Below are 24,648 nucleotides of genomic sequence, written 5' to 3' on the forward strand. Positions count from 1 at the left end.
AAGTATGGATATTCATCAGCTCAGAAGCTTCAAAACGATAGTGGAAAAAGGAAATTTTCAGGATGCAGCCAAAGAACTTAATTATTCTTTATCAGCTATCAGTTATCAGATTCAACAGCTTGAAAATGAAGTAAAATTTCCTTTATTCGAAAAAATAGGAAGAAGAATGCTCCCTACAGAACAATCCCTGAAGCTGATTCCTCACATCAAAAAAATAGAAGGAGAAATAGAGCAGATCAAGCAATTGAATTCAAAAGACAGAAAAATAGAAGGAAATCTTACCATTTCAGTTTCTGACAGTTTGTTAACTTATATTCTTCAGCCTGTGCTTAAGGAATTTGTGGAAACGGCTCCTGATGTAAAACTTAAATTAAAAGTGAGAAACTGCTACGAAGTCCAGAAAGAGATTATCCGGAATGATATTGATCTGGGGATTCACTATCAGGTACATGGATATGATGACCAAATCAAGGTAACAGAGCTTTCTTCTTTCACAGTGGGAGTCATGGCATCGCCGGCATTTTTAGAAAAGGAAAAGAATTTTGACAGAAAAGATCAGGTAAAAGCATGTTCTATTATCAATAATGACCCCAATGGGGTCTATCAGCAATACTTCGAAGGCTATCTTGAGAAAAAGAACATCCGAACCGGACAAAGTATTGAACTCTGGAGCATAGAAGCCATCAAAAAAAGTATAATGAATAATCTTGGGATCGCCTGTCTTCCGCATTTTGTGGTGGAAGAAGAACTGAAAAGAGGAGAAATTACAGAAATTAAGATTAAAGCATTTCAGCGTACCATTACGATGATTACGGCTCACCATTCCAATAAATGGATCAGTCCTGCTATGGAATTATTTTTAAAAATTCTTAATCAGCGAATAGCTTGTAAGCCTGATGTAAGCTAGAAAAATTAAAAGAAAATTAATACTGGATCCTTTTCAGAAAAGATTTAAACCTTATATTTGCATTAATGTTAAAATGGTTCTCCATATTATGTTCGATGATGTATGTGCTGGCTACCACCAATGCGGGGGAAGTACTGAAGGTGCCTATGTTTGTAGAACATTATATGGAATATCACGGAAGTCTTTCAGAATTTGTAATGGAGCACTATGATAACCATAAGCAAGACTCTGATTGGGATACGGATCAAAAACTACCCTTTATCAATCCTCCGATTGTATTGACAGTACATGCCCAACTTCCGGAGCTTACATTTGAAATAAAAAAACCTAAAGAAATTACTGTCTCAAAGAAAAACAGTATTTATAAGGAAAAAGACTTTTCCAACCATTATCTTTCCCAAATTTTCCAGCCTCCACGGCTTTCTTAATTGATTTTAATTTGAAAATTAATACTTTACGTTTTTTACTTAAAGTAGTCAATTCTTGTTACATATCCATTAATTCGTAATGCGTTATAACTGTGCGTAAACTCTAAAGAAGTTACAAATTTTGTCTTGAAAACTTAACCTTTATATAAATTCCACTTCTCCGAATATCCGAATGTAAAGACTGAGAATGAGGGGATTTGACAAAGTGGTTTTACGATACTTCTTTAAGCCATCCAACTTTTATAAAGCATTCCGGGTTATCAATTAATAGTTTTTTCCATGTTAAATAAAATTATTGAGTTTTCTGTAAAGAATAAACTCATCATCGCTCTGTTTACAGCGGGGCTTATCCTTTTGGGAGTCTACGAAACCACCCAGCTTCCTATTGATGCGCAGCCGGATATCACGAATAATCAGGTTCAGATTATTACAACCGCTCCTTCCTATGGTGCGGCAGATATAGAACGCCTTGTTACATTTCCTATTGAGCAGGCTACCAGCAATATCAGCGGAATTACGGAGCTTCGGAGTTTCTCACGTTTCGGGCTTTCGTTAGTAACCGTCGTTTTTGATGACAACACCGATGTGTATTGGGCCCGACAGCAGGTTCAGGAACGTTTACAGCTTGTTCAGGATAATATTCCGTCCGGAATTGGCAAACCGGAATTGGGACCTATTTCAACCGGCCTGGGAGAGATTTTCCAATATGTGGTGAGGGCCAAAAAAGGATACGAAAATGTATATGATGAAACTGAGCTCAGAACCATTCAGGATTGGGTGGTTAGAAGACAGCTTCTCGGGACTAAAGGAGTGGCTGATGTCAGCAGTTTTGGAGGAAAATTGAAGCAATATGAAATAGCCATTAATCCTAACAAACTCCAGGCATTTAATATCAATATCAACGATGTTTTTGCGGCTCTGGAGAAAAATAACCAAAATACCGGCGGGGCTTATATTGAAAAGAAAGAAACCGTTCTGTTTATCCGAAGTGAAGGACTGCTGGGAAGTAAGGAAGATATCGGAAGCATTCAGGTAGCAGAAACCAAAGAAGGCATTCCTGTACATATTAAAGACGTTGCGTCTGTGAAGGTTGGCTTTGCAACACGATACGGAGCGATGACTTATAATGATACGGGAGAAGTCTCCGGGGCTATTGTACTGATGCTGAAAGGCGAGAATGCCAATGTGGTGATTGGAAATATCAAACAGAAGCTGGAAAAAATTCAGGAATCCTTACCAGAGGGCGTTGTCATTGAACCTTTCCTTGACCGCGCTAAAATGGTCAACAATACGATCAGTACAGTAAAAACAAACCTGATGGAAGGAGCTTTGATTGTTGTTTTTATTCTGGTTTTATTTTTAGGAAACTTAAGAGCGGGGCTGCTGGTTGCTTCTGTGATTCCATTAGCAATGCTTTTTGCCATTATTATGATGAATATCTTCGGGGTAGGAGGAAATCTGATGAGTCTTGGAGCTCTTGATTTTGGTCTTATTGTAGATGGGGCGGTTATCATCGTTGAAGCCGTATTGCATCAGCTTGCCCACAAAAAGCATTTCGGGAAAGACAATATGCTGAGCAAAAAGGAAATGGATGATCAGGTGTCTGGTTCTGCAACCAAAATGGTTAACAGTGCAGTCTTTGGGCAGATCATTATCTTGATTGTATACCTTCCGATTTTTACGCTTCAGGGAATTGAAGGTAAAATGTTCAAGCCAATGGCTCAGACGGTTGCTTTTGCCCTGATCGGAGCATTTATTCTTTCTCTGACTTACATTCCTATGATGAGTTCCCTGGTATTGAGCAGAAAGAAAAAAGAAAAAGAAAATATCTCGGACAAGGTAATGGGCAAAGTGGAGGCAGGGCACCAAAAGCTCCTGATGAAAGCCCTTAAATACAGAAAAACAATTATTGTAAGTGTATTAATTCTGTTTGCCGGTGCTGTTTTTACCCTTTCCAGAATGGGAGGAGAATTTATTCCTTCTTTGGAGGAAGGTGACTTTGCCGTTGAAATGAGAATCCTTCAGGGAAGTAATATCAGTGAAACCAAGAAAGCAACCACTCAGGCAGCCAATATCCTTTTAACACAGTTTCCAGAAGTAGAGAAGGTGGTGATGAAGATTGGAAGTGCCGAAATTCCTACGGAGCCAATGCCGATGGATGCCGGAGATATGATCATTGTTTTGAAACCTAAAAAAGAATGGATCTCTGCAAAATCATTTCCGGAGCTTTCTGACAAAATGAGTAAAGCATTAAGCGTTATTCCAGGATTAACAACCAGTTTTCAGTTTCCTGTACAGATGCGTTTCAATGAGCTGATGACCGGAGCAAGACAGGATGTGGTATGCAAAATTTATGGTGAAGATCTGGACAGTCTTGCTGCATATGCCAAAAAAATGGGAAGTGTAATCAATACCGTGAAAGGCGCTCAGGATCTTTATATTGAGCCTGTCGTGGGAGCGCCACAGGTGGTGATTGATTATAACCGTTCAGAATTGTCCCGTTACAATATTTCCGTAGCAGATATCAACAGAGTGATCAATATGGCTTTTGCAGGACAGACTGCGGGTGCTTTATACGAGGGTGAGAAAAAATTTGATATCGTTGTCCGGATGGATAATGAGCATAAAAAAGACATTACAAGCATCCGGAATCTCTTGGTCCCTACAGCTTCAGGAGAACAGATCCCATTATCACAGCTGGCGAAAGTGGAACTGAAAAACAGTCCGAACCAGATTCAAAGAGAAGATACCAAAAGAAGGATTATTGTAGGTTTTAATGCAAGGGGAAGGGATGTGCAGAGTATTGTGGAAGAGCTTCAGCAAAAAGCAGGTAAAAGCCTGAAACTGTCTCCAGGATATACAGTTTCTTATGGAGGTGCTTTTGAAAACTTAAATGAAGCCAAAGCAAGACTGGGACTAGCTGTTCCTATTTCATTAGTCATGATATTCCTGTTATTGTTTTTTGCTTTCGGTTCTGTAAAACACAGCTTACTCATCTACACCGCCATTCCATTGTCCGCGATAGGAGGTGTCTATTTTCTGGCTTTGAGAGGAATGCCTTTCAGTATCAGTGCCGGAGTAGGATTCATCGCTTTATTTGGAGTTGCTGTACTTAATGGAATTGTTTTGATATCAGAGTTTAACAGATTGAAAAATAATGGATTAACTAACACCAGCAGAATTGTACTCATAGGTACAAAAATAAGGCTTCGCCCGGTTTTAATGACGGCTTTTGTGGCTTCTTTAGGATTCCTTCCCATGGCGATCAGCAACGGTGCGGGAGCTGAAGTACAAAGACCTTTGGCAACGGTAGTGATCGGTGGTCTGATGCTCGCTACACTTTTAACCCTGTTTGTACTTCCTATTCTATACGTCCTGTTTGAACATATTAATAAAGATAAAATGAAATTCTCAAAAAAACTTAACTATAAAAAACTGTCTGTTTTCTTACTTTTGATCTCTTTCGGAAGCTTTCAGGCTCAGGAAAACATTACCTATGATCAGGCTTTGGAAAAGGCATTTCAACAGAATGGTATCCTTAAAAACTCAAAATTGGTATCCGATTACCAGGAAAAACTGAAAGCCAGTTATCTGGATATTCCACAGCTGGAAGTGACCGGAGGGTTTGGACAGATCCAGGGAGAGGAAACCGACAATTCATTCGGGATCTCTCAAAGGTTCAACTTTCCTACGGTATATTCAAAAAGAAAACAAATGCTGAATGCTGAATGGTCTGCCAGTGTCATCAATCAAAATCTGACAAAAACACAGCTTACCAAAGAAGTGACAGACGTTTTCTACAGAATACTGGTGCTTCAGGAGAAGAAAAAAGTATTGGAATATATCAGCCAGCTGTACAATAATTTTGCTGAGAAAGCAGGCTTAAGATTAAAAAAGGGAGAAGCGAATATTCTGGAAGAATCAACGGCTGAAATTCAAAAAGAACAGATAAAAGTACAGTTGAACACCCTTGAAAATGATCTGAACATCACAAAACTTCAGCTTCAGTTATTACTTCAGTCCGAGATTCCTTACCAGCCAATTGCCGATCAACCAACGATGAATATTGGGCTTCAGATTTCTGAGGAAATGGTAAAACAGCATCCTGAGCTTCAATACCTGCAGCAACAGATCAAAATAGGACAGGCCGAAGTACAGCTCGAAAAAAGCAGACTGCTTCCTGATCTTCTTGTAGGATACACTAATCAGAGTATGAAAAACATCAACAATAACCGTTTCAATTCGGTTCAGGTGGGGGTAGGAATTCCATTGTTTACGAAAGGACAAAGAGCTTTGGCAAAGGCTGCACAGGCAAAAATTGCGATCAGCGAAAATCAATATCAGAGAAAAGAAATTGAACTTAAAAACAGGTTGAACCAACAGCTGAGCAATTATAAAAACCAACAACGAATCATTGAAAATTATGAGCAAAAACAGCTTCCAAAATCTGATATTATCTTAAAAACAGCCCAGAAACAGATGGAAGTAGGAGAGATTGATTACCTGAATTGGGTAATATTAGTCAATCAGGCTGTAAAAACCAAAGCAGATTATATTGATCAGTTGGAAAAACTGAATCAAATAGGAGCCGAACTTCAATTCTTAATTTCAAAATAACAACGTCATGCACTTCAGAAACATATCACTATACAGTCTTTCTCTACTTCTTGTTTTATCTTCATGTTCAGGAAAAAAAGAAGAAGAAAAAACGGTTTACGAAAACACAAAATTCACTAAAAAGAACCAAAATTCGGTTCATCTTACGGAAAAACAGATTCAGTCTGTAGGAATTACCACAACCACCATCCAAAACAGGAATATGGAAAAACTGGTACGCCTGAACGGGAAAGCCGAAATTGCCCCTTCCCACATTAGTTTGGTTTCCAGTATTATGGGCGGGCACATCAAATCTATCCATGTGATGAATGGAAGTCACTTCAGCAAAGGGCAGGTTCTTGCTGTGGTAGAAGATCCTCAGTTTATACAGCTTCAACAGGATTATCTGGTAACCAAAGCGCAGCTTGAAGCAGCAAGACTGAATTTCAACCGCCAGAAAGATCTTAATACAAGCAAAGCCAGCAGTGATAAAACGATGCAGACCGCTCAGGCAGACTATGCTACCCTGAATGCTACTTTAAAAGGTCTTGAAGAAAAACTAAGAATCATTGGAATTAATGCCAAAGGTTTACATACCGGAAATATCAGAAGTAAGATCAATATTTATGCTCCGTTTACCGGTTTTGTAAGTAAAATTCTTGTGAATAATGGACAATATATCAATCCGGCAGATACTTTATTTGAGCTGATCAATCCAGCCGGACTGCTTTTGGAATTAAAAATCTTTGAAAATGATGTGAATGATGTGAAAGTGGGACAGGACATCTTAGTGTACAACAATCAGAAACCGGATGTAAAATCAAATGCTAAAATCGTCAGTGTCGTTCCAAGCATTGAAAACGGAGGTTCTGCAACAGCAGTAGCCAAACTATCTTCTCCCAATTCTGAATTTGTAAAAGGAATGTACATCAACGCTGAAGTCAATATCAGCAGCCATTATACGCAGGGACTTCCCAACGAAGCAGTAGTTTCTTTTGAAAACAAAAATTATGTTTTTGAAGACCTGGGAAAATCCAACTATAAAATGATTCCTGTGGTGATTGGAATTTCAGATGACCAGTTTACAGAGGTATTAAAAGCTGATTTTTTTAAAGATAAGAAAATTGTACAGAAAGGCGCTTACAGCCTTCTGATGATGCTTAAAAACAAAGCAGAATAATTTTTAAATACATATTATACAATCAAAAGATCAGTCGAAAGATTGATCTTTTTTGTTGTACACAATAAAGTCGTTTAAACTTTATAAAACCACAAAAGTCATAAAAGCTTTCATTTTAAATACATGTTAATCCACTCAAATAGATTTAGTTAGAATTATTCTGAAGAAAAGTTCACATAAGATGAAAATCTTTGATTTTCACAAAACTTAGGTGTACTTACTATGCATAAAGCTTGGCTCTAAAAAGCTTAAGTGTTTAAACTTTTGTACCTTTTGTGGTTAAAAACAATCAAGATAGAAGTTGAGACAGCTTCAATGTTTTACTATAAAGCTTCTTCAGTGACAAACCCCACTTGTTTGCTCTTTCAAAATGAGCATTTGAATCACTATTACGTTGCATTAAAAAACTTAAAAACATGACATTTGACATGTTTTACACATTGAGAAATACTATTTAATGCATAATTCATTTTTAAATAATATATTTAAGAAGTGAATAGTTGTAAAGGATTTTTAGATGAATAATAAAAAGAACTTTTATCAAAACTTTATGACAAAAAAAACTTTGCACAACTTCCATATTCCGGTAATGGGACTGGCTTATACAATAGACAGCCCGATCCGTGTTGCCCAATATGGAATCTCTTCTGTGATCTCTATCATTGATGATGAAATCCTTGAAAAGATGAAAAACTTTTACAACAAAAAGTTCAATCTTGACTATTGGGGAATTTCAACGAAAACGGAAGATTACAGAGCAAGAAGAATTACTGCCTATCTGGATATGGTGGATGATATCGTGAACGAAAAATTTGAATCTTTCAAACAGGAAATCAGTAAAAATAAGGAGGCTCTAAAGGACTTTATGGCGATGCTTCCGAATTCTTCAGACCTGAAATCCGGGCTTCAAAACATGGTTAATCAAACGGATAACTGGAGTTCTTCTATAAAAAACTTCATTGAAACCAACCTAAAGCCGGGAAGTATCGACGTCAATATCATGACGAAAGTAGATAAAGACAATTATCAAAAAAACGAACAGCTTCCTGTCATGTATAATGATGCCCATGCTTCACTGCGCGGATTTGCAAAAAGCAAACTATCATCTTCTATGGTTCTTTCTGCAGGAATGAATCCTCGTCTGTATAGCTACATGGAAGAATTTGAAGACTTTTTCCCGGATGAAAACGGAAAGATTAAAAAGAAAATCATTCTTAAAGTGAGTGACTTCCGTTCTGCCATGATCCAAGGGAACTTTCTTGCTAAAAAAGGGCTATGGGTCTCAGAATATAGAATAGAATCCGGGCTGAATTGCGGTGGACATGCATTTGCAACCGAAGGAATGCTTCTCGGGCCTATTATGGAAGAATTTAAGCAGAAAAAAAATGAACTGATACAATCAGCTCATCAATTGATGATTAAAGCTTTGGAGCAAAAAGGGAAAATTATAGTTTCCGAGCCTTTAGAAATGAAAATTACCGTTCAGGGTGGAGTGGGAACTTCTGAAGAACATGAATTTTTATTGGCCAATTACAATGTAGACAGCGTAGGATGGGGCTCACCGTTTTTACTGGTGCCCGAAGCGACTTCTGTAGACACCGAAACCAGGAATCTTCTTGTAAAAGCAAAAGAACAGGATTTCTATCTCAGTAATATTTCACCACTGGGAGTTCCCTTCAATACAGTAAAAGGAACCTCCAACGAAAGATTGAAATATGAAAAAGAGGCTAAAGGGAAACATGGAAGCTCATGTCCAAAAAAACTTCTGGCATTGAGTAAAGAGTTCTCTCCGGAAGGCACCTGCACCGCTTCTAAGAAATACCAGGATATCAAACTTAAAGAATTGTATGCTGACAGAGAAACATTCACCGAGAAAGAATTTGATAAAAGGAAATCCGAAATTACAGATAAAGCCTGTCTGTGTGTAGGTCTTGTAAATGCTGCCTATATGGAGCAAAATCTTGAGATCAAAGGTGAAAAACAGGGAGTTGTCATATGTCCCGGACCGAATATTGCTTTTTTTGATAAAGAAGTTTCACTTTCGGAAATGGTGAAGCATATTTATGGAAACACCAATATTCTAGCTGATAATCAACGCCCCAATATGTTTATCAACGAACTGAAAATGTATGTTGATTATCTTAAAAAAGAAATCGTTGAATCATCAGCACAGATTACCCATTCACAAACCAAAAAATGGAATGCTTTCAAGAAAAATATCTTAGAAGGCATAGAATATTATCATGAGCTTTTTAAAGCATCATCATACTTCAGCAACGGTTTATCAACCATCAACCTGCAATTACAGGAATACAAACTTCAGCTTATCGCTATTGAGGTTCCTCAGGTTGAAAAATAACCGTATTTTTTTAATTGATAGATAATAAAAACAGCTTTCAAATGGGGCTGTTTTTATTTTTTTTAAGCTGTTTTTGTTGGAAAAACGAAAAGGCGCAAAGAAATCTTACCTGCATTGTGTTATAAGGCGCAAAGATTTTATCTCCAATAAAATTGAATCCTGGATATTTTGAATCTTCTCTCGCAAATGCTGTAAATTAAGCAGATGATAATGAAAAGATCTACAGGAAAAATTTATAACATACCATTTGCTGAAAATCTATGATTTTCTTGCGCCTTAAATACACAATAATTCTATAAATCTTTGCGCCTTTGCGTTTCTCCAACAAAACAATAATCAAAAAAACTTAGGAAACATCAGCATTTCTATTTATAATAACTATGGAGTGAATGGCTATTTTGAATTTTCTTCAGGCTTAATATTCCTTACCTTAGACGTCACTTAGTAAAATTATTTTTATGGAAAAAAGAAAGATCAAAAATACCGATTTAACGATTGCTCCAATCAATTTCGGAGGAAATGTTTTTGGATGGACGCTGGATGAGAAACAATCATTTGATATACTGGACCGCTTTGCAGAAGCTGGTTTTAATTTTGTAGATACTGCAGATACGTATTCATGGTGGGTAAATGGTAAAGGCGGACAGTCTGAAGAAATCATCGGAAAATGGATGAAAAGCCGTGCGAATCGTGATGATATTGTTTTGGCTACGAAGGTGGGTTCTGAAACCAAAGAGCATGGTTATGATATCAGCAGAAAACATATCTTACAATCGGTAGATGAGTCCCTGCAAAGACTTCAGACGGATCATATTGATATTTATTACACTCATTTTGACGACAATATCACTCCCGTAGAAGAAACACTTTCTGCGTATGATGAAATTATTAAAGCTGGAAAAGTACGCTATATCGCTGCTTCCAACTTATCACCAGAACGTTTAAAAGCATCATTTGAAGCCGCTGAAAAGAATAATCTTCCTAAATATGTTGCTTTACAGCCTCATTACAACTTAATGGAAAGAGAAGGCTTTGAGACAAACTATGCTCCTCTGGCAGAACAGTTTGATTTAAGTGTATTTCCATACTGGTCTTTGGCAGCAGGTTTCTTAACAGGTAAATACCGTGATGAAGCAGATCTGGCAAAAAGTGCAAGAGGTGAAGGGGTAAGAAAATATTTAAATCCAAAAGGACTTGAAGTCTTAAAAGCACTGGATCAGGTGAGTGCAAAGCATAATACCACTCAGGGAACGGTTTCTCTGGCATGGTTATTATCCAATCCATTGATTACAGCACCGATTGTAAGTGCTACCAGTGCATCACAGCTTGAAACGGTATTCAATGCTCCTAAACTGGTTTTGGATCAGGAAGATATTGAGCTGCTGAATAACGCGAGCAACTAGTTTTCGACTTTCATTATAGATTAAAATTAAATCCGTTCATTGCTGAACGGATTTTTTTATGATTCGATGAATGCTAACCACCCCGTCAAAAATTCTTTGAATTTTCGCCACCCCTCCAGAGGAAGAGAATTCAGGTTTTCGGATGTCATATCCGGTTTTTACTATTAATCAGAATATTCTTTCAATAGCTGTCTGTAGCTCATCAATATTGAAGATTTTGAAATAAAGCCTATAAAATCATTATTATCACTGATTACGGGCAGGTTCCATACTCCGGTATCATCAAAAGTCTGAAGAATTTCCAACGGCTTATTTTCACGATGAAGTATTGCCGGTGGGGCCTTCATCAACTGAACCACCATCTGGGAAACATCAATCTCTTTGTTAAAAAGATAAGGTCTGATATCATCCAATGTAAGAACTCCTTTTAATTTGCGGTTTTCATCTACAACGGCAAAAATATTTTTATCGCCATTTTTTACCATTTCAAATAACTCTGTCACGGAAGCATTTTCATTGATCGTCTGCGAATATTTATCAATAAAATCTTCTGTTCTTAAGGCAAAAAGAAGGTTTTTATCGTGTTTATTAGTGAATATCTTTCCTTCATCTGCTAAAGATTTCAGTTCCGGAGAAATTGGAGAGAACCATTTTGCAATAAGATAAGAGATTACAGAAACAATCATCAGAGGGATAAACAGGTCATATCCAAAACTGGATTCCGCAATCAGAAATATGGCGGTAAGCGGAGCATACAAAACACCGCTCATCGCTCCGGCCATTCCCACCAAAACAAGATTGGTCACCGGAACATCCGTAAAGCCTAAATGCTGACAAATCAGTGCAAATAAATAACCTAAAGTTCCGCCTGCAAAAAGGGAAGGTGCAAAATTACCTCCGTTTCCACCGCTAAATATGGTGAAAGAAGTTGCAAATGCTTTTAAAAGCAATACAAGCACTAAAAATATAATAATCGTCCAGTCTCCGATCTCAAAATATCTAAAAAAACTGTTTTCAATAATAGAGTAGGTATTTCCGTTGGTAAAGGCTTTTACGGTTTCATATCCTTCTCCGAATAAAGGAGGAAAAAGGACACATAAAAGCGAAAGTACCGCACCTCCAAACATTGCTTTACGCATTCTCGAAAGCTGAAGCCCTTTAATAAAATGCTCCACTTTTTGAGAAATGATCACAAAGTAACGGGCATACAAACCTGTAAATATTCCTAAAATAAGATAATACGGAACATTTTTATAGTTGAAAGGATCTCTTGTATAAAATCTGAAAAGAACATCTTCCTGAAGCAAAATCCTTGATAAAAGACTTCCGCAGACTGCAGCAACCACCAAAGGAATAAAATCTGTAAAAACCACTCCAGTCAAAAGAATTTCAAACGCAAACATAATCCCTGCAATGGGAGCGTTGAAGGCAGACGCAATTCCCGCTGTAGCACCGGCAGCCAGCAATAATGTACGTTCTTTGTAGCTCAATCTGTACGTCTGTGCATAGTTTGAACCAATAGCCGCTCCGGTCACCGCAATCGGACTTTCCAATCCGGCAGAGCCTCCCAGGCCTACGGTCACCGCACTCTGTATCACCTGCGAATACATTTTAACAGAAGCTACAATACTGGAATTCTGTGCAATCTCATAGAGAATGGCTCCGATACCTTTACGATCCTGTCCTTTAAACAAGGTCAGAACAATCATCGTGGTCAGAACAATTCCTAAAAAAGGAAAAACGATATAGAATAATATCTGATATTCAAAATGAACTTTATTGGTAATGAAATAATGAATATTGTGTACCAGGGTTTTCAGAATAACTCCGGCAAGACCTGCGGTACAGCCTACCAGAATCCCTGAAAGAACGAGAAATTGGTTTCTGCTCAATCTGTTATTCAGCCAATGCAGGATGAGCTCATAACTGCGTGCTTTTTCTAATCCGTATTTCTGGAAATCTCTTTTGAATTTAAGGAAGCTTAGGTATTTTTTTTTGTTGTGAATTTTCACCTTCGAAACATTTTACACTATCATCAGATTGATACAGCACCGTAAATTTATGAAATATATAATAAAAAATCATAAAAAGGGCTTTCCAAAATATGGGTATTCTTTTTTAAACTTAAAAAATGTAAGATTTATTTAAAGTTGTAAATCAATGTTTTATAATGTGATTTCAGTGTTTTTTTGCTATATTATGATTAACTTTTATTTTGAGTTCAAAATTTCTTCGAAATTTAATAATAGTTTTATTGCATGAAAATTCTAATCGTTGAAGACGAAGCAGAGCTTGCCAAAAGTATTTCCGAATATCTGTCCGGAGAGCATTATCTCTGTGAATCTGCCAGTACATTTAGTGAGGCTATGAACAAAATAGAAACGTTTGTATATGACTGTATTTTATTGGACATTATGCTTCCGGATGGGAATGGTCTGAAGATTCTGGAAGAATTAAAAAAACAGCAGAAACAGGATGGTGTCATTATTATTTCTGCCAAAAATGCGCTTGATGATAAAATTGAAGGGCTGAAACTGGGTGCTGATGATTATCTTACCAAACCTTTTCATCTTTCGGAACTTATGGCAAGGGTATATTCTATTATCCGGAGAAAACAGTTCAGCAGCTCTAATGTGGTAACACAAAATGAACTTCAGATTGATTTGCTGGCCAAAACAGTATCGGTAAATGATGAAGTCATTTCACTGACTAAGAAAGAATTTGATCTCTTAATTTATTTTATTGGCAACAAAAATAAAGTAATTTCCAAAAGTACATTAGCTGAACATCTTTCCGGGGATTTTGCAGATATGCTTGATAATCATGACTTTGTTTATGCACACGTAAAAAACCTTAAGAAAAAGCTTTATGATGCCGGATGCGGGCATTATCTAAAAACGGTATATGGAACGGGGTATAAGTGGGAAGTTTAAATAATTATGAATGATGAATTATAAATTATGAGTGAAAAGAAAAATGCGCTGAAAGATAACAGTTTTAGCTTTGCAATAAGGATTATTAATCTTTATAAATATCTTTCAACTCATAAGAATGAATATGTTCTGAGTAAACAGTTATTAAGAAGCGGAACAGCGGTAGGAGCTTTAGTAAGAGAATCACAGAATGCAGAAAGTAAAGCAGATTTTGTTCATAAACTCGCTATTGCCCAAAAAGAATGTGATGAATCTATTTACTGGATCGAGCTTTTATTTCATACCGATTATTTATCATCCACTGAATATGAAAGCATAAGTAATGAAGCAACTGAAATATTAAAAATAACCCGAAGTATTATCATTACAACAAAAAATAAATCATAAAACAGAAGTTAAAAACTTTACTATTTTTCGAAAAAAAAAGAATTCATAATCCATAATTTATAATTCATCATTCATCATTACTGTGAAGCCTCTACTTACCAAAACCACGAAACCCTTTCTTATCTACGTACTTATTGTACTGATGATAAGTATTCCTGTATATTATTTTGTGGTAGATACGATCTGGAAAAGTGAGCTGGATGAGCATAATCAGATTATTGTTGAGAAAACAGCTTATGAATTCAACCAGCTAAAGCTGTCTGATGAAGCGCTGGAAAAAAGTCTTGAACTATGGAACCATATTCAGCCTGAAACGAATATTGAGAAAATCTCTTCCGGCCAGATTAAAAGAGACACGATATATACATATGAAAAACACCTTCCTTTTATATCAGAGCAAAAAAAAGAGCGCTACAGATGTCTTAAAAAGGTAATTTATCTTCATGGCAAACCTTATCTTTTTACGATACAGACCAATATTGAAGAATCTCATGAAACAATCGCTGTGATCGCAATGATCACCATATTTTTCTTTATAGTCATTGTAGTTGGGCTTTTATATTTGAACAGAAAACTTTCTACATCTATCTGGAAACCGTTCAGGGATACACTGGATCAGCTGAAGACTTTTAACCTTAACAGTCAGAATACACTGAAATTTCCGATTTCTGATACGGTTGAATTTGAAGAGCTTAATCAATCTCTTTACAGGCTGATAGAACGTAATATTTCTGCCTATAAAACTCAGAAAGAATTTACAGAAAATGCATCTCATGAGCTGCAAACTCCGCTCGCCATTATCAAGAATAAGCTGGATCTTTTGCTTCAGGATCAGGATCTCACTGAAAAACAGTATCGGATTGCAGAAGATATGAACAGAGCACTTACGAGAAGTTCGCGCATCAATAAAAATCTTTTGCTTCTTGCTAAAATTGACAATAACCAGTTTGACAGTTCAGAAACTATTTCCTTTGATCATCTGCTTCATCAAAGTATTGAGATTCTCGGGGAACATATTGAACAAAAAAATATTTCTGTTCAGAAAGAGATCTCCTCTAATGTAGTGGTTAGGGGAAACAGCATTCTCACTGAAATACTGATCAATAATCTCATCATCAATGCGATTCGTCATACTTCTCCCGGAGGTACTCTCAATATCCACCTGAACAGTTCTTTCTTTGAAATTTCTAATTCCGGGATGGAAAAACTGAAAACAGATTTGCTGTTCAAAAGATTTTCAAAACTTTCAATGGATAACAGCGGAAGCGGGCTGGGGCTTTCTATTATACAGGAAATAAGTAAGTTTCATCATTGGAACATCAGTTACAGATTTGAGAATAACCAACATGTTTTCACTGTTAATTTATAGTTAAAAAACACCCTGCTTCAGACAATTCTAAATTTCTTCTAAATCGGATTGCACCTTTGTATAGAAAACATACTGAGGTATATATTTTATTTAGAAATGATTTTAAAAATTGCCCTTTTATTCGCAGGAACAATCCTTGCATTTTGGATCAGCGCCATTTGTGGAGGCGGTGCAAGTCTTATTCTGATTCCAATTTTGAATTTGCTGCTTCCTACCTCTCTGGTCCCTTTTTCTCTGACGATTGGCACTTTTACAAGTTCTGCCTCCCGGATTGCTGTATTTAAGAAACATATCAACTGGAAAATATTTTTATGGTTTGTTCCTTTCTCTATTCCGGCGGTATTATTGGGAGCTTACCTGATCAAATATGTCAACCCAAACTATCTTCAGCTGGCTGTTGCTTTTTTCCTTATTGCCAATCTTCCACAGCTTTTTGCCTCTAAAAATAAGATTGAGGAAACAGGCAAAGAATATCCGAAATCTGCATTGGCACTTATTGGTTTTTCTGCCGGTTTCATTTCAGGAATTACCGGAGCTGTTGGGCTTCTTTTCAATCGTTTTTATTTAAAATTTGGTCTTAAAAAAGAGGAAATTGTAGCTACACGGGCAGCCAATGAAGTTTTTCTTCACTTTATTAAGCTTATTATTTACATTTCATTAGGATTATATTCCAATACAGCATTATGGCTGGGGATTGCCATTGCAGGAGCTGCTATAGTTTCGTCATATACGGTAAAATATATTCTTCCGCACCTTAGCGAAAACCTGTTTAAAAAAATAGGGTATGGAGCAATGGTGATATCAGGAGTCATTTTATTCACGAGTACTTCCGGAAAAATCATTCAACAGGATAATATTGTGGTAAAGAATTCCTCTACACCACATGAAAATGTTTATTCCATGTCCTGGAAAAACAGCCGTATGGTATTCGAATATAAGGCAAGTAAAGGACTTGAAGTTGAAAAGACTGTGCAGCCTGAAGAATTATCAGGAAACCTTAAAGAGAAATACCATTCCCTGATGGAATACTACGACGAAGTTCATATAGAAAAAGTGTATGCTCTGGGAAAAGAGACCATTCATGAATTCTATTGTTACAAAGACAATGTACTTACCAAATTTAAAGCCTGATCATTCACCTATAAAAAAATAAGACATGAGAACAGCAAACAAAGTTGCAGCGGTCACTCTGCTTTTCTGGTTGATGAAAATCATAGCGACCACGTTAGGAGAAACACTTGGTGATTTTATATCCATGACACTTAATCTGGGATATGTCATAGGAATTTTGGTTACCCTGCTATTTTTTATCGTCATTCTAACAGTACAGCTTCAGGTGAAAAAATATATTCCCTCGGTGTACTGGATGGTGATTATAGGAACGACAACGTTAGGAACCGAAATTTCAGATTGTATCGACAGAACTTTAAAAACCGGATATTTTGCAGGCAGCCTAATCCTTCTTTCAGGACTTTTGATTTCCTTGTTCTTATGGTACAAAAAGTATGGCAACCTTGAAGTATACCCGATTTTTGAAAGAAATAAAGAATTCTATTATTGGACTGCTATACTGTTTTCCAATAGTCTGGGAACTGCATTTGGAGATTTTCTGAGCGATAATTTAGGACTTGGATATCTGACGGGAGCCTTGGTAACCGGACTGATTATATTAGTAGTGGTGGTGATGCATTACTTTACGAAAATCAATCACGTTGTCCTGTTTTGGATTGCATTTGTATTTACAAGACCATTTGGTGCAACCTTCGGGGATCTTTTAACCAAACCTTTAGCCAAAGGGGGGCTTGACCTTGGAACACTCAATGCCTCTCTGATATCCCTCACACTGATGGTTCTGTTGATTATTATTTCTCAAAGAAAGCACAATAGGGAGTTACCCTTTCAGCACGAATGATTCTCCTATACCGAAGAAGATTATTAAGAAAATAAAGATGAGTAAGATGAGTAAAATGAATAGAACAAAACTGTTATTTTTTCCAACCTGCATCGTAATTTCCTCTATGGTTTCTGCACAGACAACCTCTGTAACGTTATCAGGAAAAGTCACCAATAAAGATAAAACCACATTACCTTATGCCCATATTATTTTAAAAAAAGAAAAAGACAGCGCATTTACGGTGGGAACGATTACCAATGAAGAAGGAAGATTTTCTATTACAGGTATTAAACCGGATCATTATCTTCTGGAAACCTCCATTGCGGGATATCATTCACAAGTACAGCCTGTTTTTATAGGAAGCCTTTCTGAGTTTCTTGAAATTCCTGCTATTGAACTCGCTCAGAAACATGATAGTGAAACTAAGATAGAAGCCATCACCATTACTGCTTCCAAAAAGAATGAAATTGACAGCCGGCTTGATAAAAAAACATATTCTGTAGCAGACAACATCAGCCAAAGTGGAGGATCTGTATTACAAAGCATGCAAAATCTTCCTGGAATAACTGTACAGGATGGTAAAGTACAGCTAAGAGGAAATGATAAGGTAACAGTATTGATTGATGGGAAACAGACCGCTCTTACAGGTTTTGGAAGCCAGACCGGATTGGATAATATTCCTGCTTCTGCAATTGATAGAATTGAAATTATCAACAATCCTTCATCGAAATACGATGCCAATGGGAATGCAGGGATCATCAATATTATCATGAAAAAGAATAAGCAGAACGGATGGAATGGAAAAGCAGGATTTACCACGGGCTTAGGTTCGCTTTGGGTAAGAAAAGAAAATCTTCCCACGATAAGACCGCAGTATACGCTGACACCAAAGATTAATCCTTCATTATCTGTCAATTACAGAAAAAACAAAGTCAATATATTTTTACAAGCCGATAATCTATATACTGAAACACTTAACAAGAATGAATTTGTAACGCGTACTTACGATGATGGAACCGTTATTAATTCTCAGCTGAAAAGAAACAGAAATACCAATTTCTTTACTACCAAAGCGGGAATAGACTGGACTATTGATTCACAGAATACAATAACTGTTTCAGGAATGTATGGAAGTGAAAAGATCATTGACAGGGGAGATCAGCCTTTTTTTAATGGAGATTTTTCCCAGCGTCTCCGTCTGTGGCAGTTTTTGGAAGACGAATTGAAAACAACCGTGATGGGAACCGCTTCCTATCAGCATAAGTTCAAAGATGCCGGGCATGTCCTGAATGTAGGTTTCAATTATACATTCCACAGAGAAGATGAAAAATATTTTTATGATAATTATCTTCCCGCTTCTACAGGGACAGATGCTTTTAAATTATTATCTGACGAACAGGTTTATGATTTCAATGTAGATTATGTAAAACCGTTGAAATACGGGAGAATAGAAACAGGGATTAAGCTGAGAAGCAGAAGTATCCCTACGAATATGAATTTTATTCCCGGGGTCAATTCCGTTCTGGATGTTTCCGCCGGAGGGAAAGCCGATTATAAAGAATTTATTCCTGCGGTGTATGGAAACTACATTTTCGAAAATGAGAAATGGGAAGCAGAGCTGGGACTCAGACTGGAATACGTAAGAATTCAATATGATGTCAATCCAAATCATCCTACTTATAAAAGTGATGGATATAATTATACACAGCCTTTTCCAAATTTCAGGCTGGCTTACAAGCTGGATGACCGCAATAAATTCTCTGTCTTTTATAACAGAAGGGTAGACCGCCCCAATGAAGTAGATATCAGGATTTTTCCAAAGTATGATGATGCTGAAATCATTAAAGTAGGGAATCCGGCATTAAGGCCCCAGTTTACCAATTCTGTTGAGCTTGGATATAAACACAATTGGGATAATGGGTATCTGTATTCTGCATTACACCATCGTTTTGCCAATGGAACAATCACCAGAATCTCAAGTATTGTACCGAACAGCAATCTTATTTATGCCCTATTCCAGAATGCAGGAAAAAGCTATAATACAGGAATCGAAACCATATGGAACCAAAAGATATCCGGTGTTTATTCCTTGAATGTGAATGGAAATATTTACCGCAATCAGATCAATGCATTTACCGTACAAAACCCGTATCCTGAACCCAATACGTTCTCGGCAGATCAGCAGACGGCCATCTCCGGAAATATCAAGATGAATAATATTTTCCATTTTACAAAAGGATTAGATGCTCAGTTTACCCTTGTTTATCTGGCTCCGGATATTATTCCGCAGGGAAAGATACAATCGAGATTCTCCATGGATATAGGAGTGAAAAAAGCCATTCAGAAAGGGAAAGGTGAATTGTTTTTGAATGCTTCAGATGTATTGAATACAATGGTCATAAAAAAATCTATCCAGGGAAATGGATTCGCTTATACCAGTAATGATTATTATGAAACTCAGGTCGTTCGACTGGGATACAGCTATAAATTTTAATACAGAATTGAAAAACTATAAATGTGATTTAGGATGAAAAAGTACTTTCAAAAAACACTTATTTATATGATGATTTTGAGTTCATTGGCCAGCAGAGTCAGTGCTCAGAACACCAATGACACGATAACAGTTCAGACACCTGTACAGGACAGCATCATGACTTCCGGTAGTCAAAAAAACACGCTGAATTATAAAAGTCTGATCATTCCTGGAGCATTCATTGCTTATGGGGTAGCAGGTTTAACGATGAATAATCTCAAACAGCTTAATCAATCCACAAGATTTGAAATCAATGAGCATCAGCCTACCCGTATGAACCTGGATAATTATACCCAATATGCTCCTGCTGCGATGGTATATGGACTGAATGCTATAGGGATAAAAGGGAAACATAACCTCAGAGACCGTACCATTATCTATGCCTCTTCACAACTGATTGCGGCAGCATTTACCATACCATTAAAATATCTTGTCAAGGAAGAAAGGCCTGATGGTTCCAATACGTTATCTTTTCCTTCAGGGCACGCTGCTACAGCATTTTCCTCAGCGCAGTTCATGTTCCGGGAATATAAAGACACCAATTTCTGGCTGAGTCTTTCAGGATATCCTTTTGCCGTATTTACAGGAGTATACAGAATGCTGAATGACAAGCATTGGCTGGGAGATGTGGTTGCAGGAGCCGGTTTTGGAATTCTTTCTACAGAACTGGCTTATTGGCTGTTTCCAAGAATCGACAATTTGCTGAGAGGAAAAAATAAAAGTAAAAATACATTTTCATCCAACATGGTAATGCCATTTTACCAAAATAAAATCGTAGGGATAGGATGGGTGAAAACCTTTTAGTATTACCATAAAGCTTCCTGCTGTTATTTTATGGTATTGATTAAAAAGCACGTTTCATGAATGGATCGTGCTTTTTAATTTTATATTTTATCAAACCACTTTCGCTTTACGGATGATTTTTGCCAGAAGATTGGGAAAGAATCTTTTCAGATAAACAGCCATTACTTCTCTGCCTCCTATAGCTTTTTGTATCTTCTGCTTTTCAATGGCATGCAACATCCTTTTTGCAAAAACATCTGCAGGCATTCCGTTCATTGTGGCATCATCCATTGTTCCCTGCACAGAACCATCTCCGGTAACGGCATGTACCGAAATATCTGTTTGAATAAATCCTGGACAAATAATGGTGATTTTAATATTCTTATCGAATAATTCTGCCCGGAGCGCATCGAAAAAACCATGCAGTGCATGCTTTGCACCAGCGTATCCGCTTCGCATAGGAGCCCCGAATATTCCCATCAGGCTGGATACAACCGCAATCTGTCCTCCTTTGTTTCTGATCATATACGGTACAACCGCTTTAGTAAGGGCTACAGTTCCTATATAATCAATATCTATCAGCTGTTTATCTACTTCAATGTCAGTTTCCATAGCCAAAGAACGTTGTGATAATCCTGCATTATTAATCAGTATATCAATCTTTCCGAACTGTTCAGCTGCTTTCGCTGCCATATCAGGCATTTCTTTATAATTCTTCAGGTCCAAAGCAATTACAGCATATCGGTCAGAGCTCAATCCTGCATTTTTAGCCACTGAATGAAGCTGTTCTTCTTTTCTTGAAGAAAGGATTATTTTTGCATTGCTGTTCTTTGCCAGATCTTTCACCAACGCTTCTCCAATACCTGATGAAGCTCCGGTGATCCAAATGACTTTATGATCAAAATAATTACTCATATTTTTACTTAATTATCTTATGGAAGTCCGGCAATATATTTTCCGGCTTTCATTCCTGAAAAAATACAGCCTCCCAGAAAAGTTCCTTCTAGTGCCCGGTAGCCATGCATTCCGCCGCCGCCAAAACCAGCGACTTCCCCGGCCGCATACAATCCTTCAATGATACTGTCATCATCTCTTAATACCTGTCCGTTCAGATTGGTTTTTATTCCGCCCAGCGTTTTACGGGTTAAAATATTAAGGTGTACCGCAATTAAAGGTCCATTTTCCGGAGCGAGAATCTTATGAGGAGAAGCTACACGACCCAGTTTATCTCCTAAATAATTCCGGGTATTCCGGATATAATTGACCTGAGTATCTTTCGAAAATGTATTGTTTAATTCTCTGTCTCTGGCTTCAATTTGAGATTTTATCTTTTCATAATCCAAAAGATTATTACCTGTTAATTCATTCATCCTTTTAACCAGATCTTCCAGATTATCCGATACGATAAAGTCTTTTCCATGCTCTTTAAAAGCTTCTACTGGTCCAGGGGCTTTTTTACCGAAAATCCTCTTTAGGAAAAGAACATAGTCTTTATTCGTAATATCCGGATTCTGCTCTGATCCTGAAAGGGCGAACTCTTTTTTGATAATTTTCTGGGTCAGGATAAACCACGAATAAGAAAAACCAGTATCCTGGATATATTTTAATGTTCCCAATGTATCAAATCCGGGAAGAAAAGGAGCGGGCAGACGTTTACCTTTTGCATCAAACCATAAGGAAGAAGGTCCCGGCAATATCCGGATTCCATGCTTGGGCCAGATGGGATTCCAGTTCTGTATACCTTCTGTATAATGCCACATTCTGTCAGGATTAATGATATGAGCCCCTGCATTTTCAGCAATACCAATCATTTTCCCATCTACATAAGCGGGAACTCCGCACACCATATTTTCCGGTGCTTTTCCCAATCTTTCGGGCCAGTTTTTCCTGATCAGATCATGATTGGCACCAATACCTCCAGAAGCTATAATAATATTTGGTGCTGTGTACTCAAACTGTGAGATCACATTTCTGTTGGTAGAAGCCCCTCTTTCCTGAATATCATTTTCAAGGATATCTCCTTTAAGACCTTTTATTTTTCCATTTTCTACGAACAATTCTGTCACTCTGTGCCTGAACTTCATCTGCAGCAATCCTTTTTCCTGAGCTTTGTACGCCTTTTCTACAAAAGGTTTTACAACGCCTGTACCGGTTCCCCAGCTGACATGAAAGCGGGGTACAGAATTTCCATGACCTGTTGCAGAGCCATCACCGCGTTCTGCCCAGCCTACCATAAACATGAGTTTGATTCCCAGTTTAGAAATGTATTCATATTTTTCACCTGCCGCAAATTTAAGGTAAGCTTCAGCCCATTGGCGGGGCCAGTAATCTTCCGGGCGGTCAAAGCCTGCAGTCCCTTTCCAGTCCTGCAAAGCGAGTTCATAAGAATCTTTGATTCCTACTTTTCTTTGTTGAGGAGAATTAATCAGGAATAAGCCTCCAAAAGACCAGAAGGCCTGCCCACCTATATTCTGCTCCGTTTCCTGATCTAAAAGCAGTACTTTTTTTCCTGCATTGGTAATTTCCATCGCAGCAGTAAGCCCTGCCAGTCCGGTTCCTATGATAATGGCATCAGGCTGGAATTTTTCTTCCATTTTTCAGGTATTTTTATTGAATGATACTTTGATATAAATGTATAAAATATTTGTTCTCCAATGAGATAAAAGAACTATCAATAGCATATCATTTGCAGGTCTTTTATTCTAAGATTTCAAATTCAACCTGAGCTCCTAAATTTTCCAGGTCTTTACCATCATGCTGCAACCACTGGTAATACCCTGTTCTGAATAGAATTCTGTTACTTTTACTCCGCTCCAATGCTTCTGATCCAGACAGGTTGTGTTCTTTTTTCAGCAAAGCAATAATTTTCATTTTATTGGGGCCGATATCGGTAATGTATAAATTGGCCTTCTGCCAGTATGATGCTGTGATCTCGTCTTCCGCAGTGTTCTCCGTCGTTTCTTCCATATTTTCTATGGTTTCACAAACTTCTCCCCAGAAAGAATTATTGACATCCTCATACTGACTGAAATAATTCATCAGTGCCTCTTTATCAAATCCTACAGCATAAACATCATCCAACATTTTTTGAAAGGAAATTAAATTTTCAGCCACTTTTATAGGTTCCCAGAAACCTTGCCCATGATAGGCAAAATACACTGGAAAACCGGTAGCATGTTCATTTAAATCAATAAAGAAGGGATCTGCAAAATAATTGGTTGCCAATACAACCCAGTCAAGCTTAAAATCACCGGAAGCATTACTGCTGTGTATTTTATTTTCAACTGAATTATAGTGATAGCCATCCTGAAAATAATAGATTTGATCTGCCACCGCATAATTTTCAGGGAATAGGAGAATTTCTGAAGTAACTGCCTTTTTAAGAAACTGTATAATAGCAGGATAAGAAGAAATCCGTTGAAACAGATTCTTATTTTCGATTGCTCTTTTCTCCAAATCTTCGGTTGATAGAGAAATCTGTTTTCTCTCAAATGGAAACCTTTGCTGCATCCAGTGCATTAAATCGCGATCCAATACTTTCAGTAATTCTTCCTGCAAAACACTATAGGAGCTTATATAAACCCTGGTATCATTTTCTTTTTTGGAAATTAAAGCAACTTGTCCCCCCGAATCATCAGCAACAGGAATATATCCCGGAAGAAACTCTTCAAACTGATACGTATCATATCGTTCCTGAACATCTTCTTTGCTTCGAAATACATGCACAATATCATACACGATCTCGTTTTCAAATTTTTTTGTGAAAACTTTTATAAATTCAACCCAATGAGCCGGAAAACTTACTTTCATAAAACAATATTACTTTTTTCAGAAACCATGATCAACAAAGGATTTTCATCAATCTTACCACTAAAA

The 24,648-nt window shown here is 37.2% G+C and carries 17 protein-coding genes; 13 read left to right on the forward strand and 4 right to left on the reverse strand.

Annotated elements, in window-relative coordinates; translation table 11 throughout:
* Positions 1-4: 4 nt before the first annotated feature.
* The 6 genes from DBR39_RS06315 to DBR39_RS06340 all read left to right on the forward strand — a co-directional run bounded on the left by DBR39_RS06315 (position 5) and on the right by DBR39_RS06340 (position 10,873).
* On the forward strand, positions 5-907 hold the full coding sequence (locus DBR39_RS06315; protein WP_124531482.1) for a LysR family transcriptional regulator: 903 nt from the start codon (positions 5-7) through the stop codon (positions 905-907).
* Positions 908-972: 65 nt separating this feature from the next.
* Positions 973-1,335 carry a hypothetical protein gene (locus DBR39_RS06320; RefSeq protein WP_123921510.1) on the forward strand — a complete coding sequence of 121 codons (363 nt, stop codon included), beginning with the start codon at positions 973-975 and terminating at the stop codon, positions 1,333-1,335.
* Between the two features lie 279 nt (positions 1,336-1,614).
* Entirely contained in the window at positions 1,615-5,952 is a 4,338-nt protein-coding gene (locus tag DBR39_RS06325; RefSeq protein WP_124531484.1) for a CusA/CzcA family heavy metal efflux RND transporter, read from the forward strand.
* A 7-nt stretch (positions 5,953-5,959) separates the two neighbouring features.
* Positions 5,960-7,111, forward strand: a complete 1,152-nt coding sequence (locus DBR39_RS06330; RefSeq protein WP_124531486.1) for an efflux RND transporter periplasmic adaptor subunit — start codon at positions 5,960-5,962, stop codon at positions 7,109-7,111.
* A gap of 550 nt (positions 7,112-7,661) precedes the next feature.
* A complete protein-coding gene (locus DBR39_RS06335) occupies positions 7,662-9,470 on the forward strand; it encodes a hypothetical protein (protein ID WP_124531488.1) in 1,809 nt (602 codons plus the stop codon).
* A gap of 458 nt (positions 9,471-9,928) precedes the next feature.
* Complete coding sequence (locus DBR39_RS06340; protein WP_124531490.1) at positions 9,929-10,873, forward strand: aldo/keto reductase; 945 nt, start codon at positions 9,929-9,931, stop codon at positions 10,871-10,873.
* 164 nt (positions 10,874-11,037) lie between these two features.
* On the opposite strand, the gene DBR39_RS06345 is transcribed toward DBR39_RS06340, so the two are convergent.
* A complete protein-coding gene (locus DBR39_RS06345; protein ID WP_124531492.1) occupies positions 11,038-12,885 on the reverse strand; it encodes a chloride channel protein in 1,848 nt (615 codons plus the stop codon).
* Between the two features lie 246 nt (positions 12,886-13,131).
* On the opposite strand from DBR39_RS06345, the gene DBR39_RS06350 reads away from it, so the two are divergent.
* From DBR39_RS06350 to DBR39_RS06380, 7 genes are all read left to right on the forward strand, one after another.
* Positions 13,132-13,806 (forward strand): response regulator transcription factor, encoded by a 675-nt coding sequence (locus DBR39_RS06350; RefSeq protein ID WP_124531494.1) that lies wholly within the window; start codon positions 13,132-13,134, stop codon positions 13,804-13,806.
* A 27-nt stretch (positions 13,807-13,833) separates the two neighbouring features.
* Positions 13,834-14,193 carry a four helix bundle protein gene (locus tag DBR39_RS06355; protein WP_185147141.1) on the forward strand — a complete coding sequence of 120 codons (360 nt, stop codon included), beginning with the start codon at positions 13,834-13,836 and terminating at the stop codon, positions 14,191-14,193.
* 82 nt (positions 14,194-14,275) lie between these two features.
* Positions 14,276-15,562 carry a sensor histidine kinase gene (locus DBR39_RS06360; RefSeq protein WP_124531498.1) on the forward strand — a complete coding sequence of 429 codons (1,287 nt, stop codon included), beginning with the start codon at positions 14,276-14,278 and terminating at the stop codon, positions 15,560-15,562.
* Between the two features lie 96 nt (positions 15,563-15,658).
* On the forward strand, positions 15,659-16,693 hold the full coding sequence (locus DBR39_RS06365; RefSeq protein WP_124531500.1) for a sulfite exporter TauE/SafE family protein: 1,035 nt from the start codon (positions 15,659-15,661) through the stop codon (positions 16,691-16,693).
* Between the two features lie 25 nt (positions 16,694-16,718).
* Complete coding sequence (locus DBR39_RS06370) at positions 16,719-17,474, forward strand: hypothetical protein (RefSeq protein ID WP_124531502.1); 756 nt, start codon at positions 16,719-16,721, stop codon at positions 17,472-17,474.
* A 55-nt stretch (positions 17,475-17,529) separates the two neighbouring features.
* Complete coding sequence (locus tag DBR39_RS06375; RefSeq protein WP_124531504.1) at positions 17,530-19,950, forward strand: TonB-dependent receptor domain-containing protein; 2,421 nt, start codon at positions 17,530-17,532, stop codon at positions 19,948-19,950.
* A gap of 33 nt (positions 19,951-19,983) precedes the next feature.
* Positions 19,984-20,793, forward strand: a complete 810-nt coding sequence (locus DBR39_RS06380) for a phosphatase PAP2 family protein (RefSeq protein ID WP_124531506.1) — start codon at positions 19,984-19,986, stop codon at positions 20,791-20,793.
* 90 nt (positions 20,794-20,883) lie between these two features.
* On the opposite strand, the gene DBR39_RS06385 is transcribed toward DBR39_RS06380, so the two are convergent.
* The 3 genes from DBR39_RS06385 to DBR39_RS06395 form a co-directional block, all read right to left on the reverse strand.
* Positions 20,884-21,687: an SDR family oxidoreductase gene (locus tag DBR39_RS06385; RefSeq protein WP_124531508.1), complete on the reverse strand. Its 804-nt coding sequence runs from the start codon at positions 21,685-21,687 to the stop codon at positions 20,884-20,886.
* A 17-nt stretch (positions 21,688-21,704) separates the two neighbouring features.
* Complete coding sequence (locus DBR39_RS06390) at positions 21,705-23,366, reverse strand: FAD-binding dehydrogenase (protein ID WP_124531510.1); 1,662 nt, start codon at positions 23,364-23,366, stop codon at positions 21,705-21,707.
* Positions 23,367-23,469: 103 nt separating this feature from the next.
* The gene (locus tag DBR39_RS06395) at positions 23,470-24,582 is read right to left on the reverse strand and encodes a hypothetical protein (RefSeq protein ID WP_124531512.1); all 1,113 of its coding nucleotides are present in this window, start codon (positions 24,580-24,582) and stop codon (positions 23,470-23,472) included.
* Positions 24,583-24,648: the final 66 nt, after the last annotated feature.

Origin of the sequence: Chryseobacterium sp. KBW03, assembly GCF_003852415.1 — a bacterium.
In the GTDB taxonomy this organism is placed as follows: Bacteria; Bacteroidota; Bacteroidia; order Flavobacteriales; family Weeksellaceae; genus Chryseobacterium; species Chryseobacterium viscerum.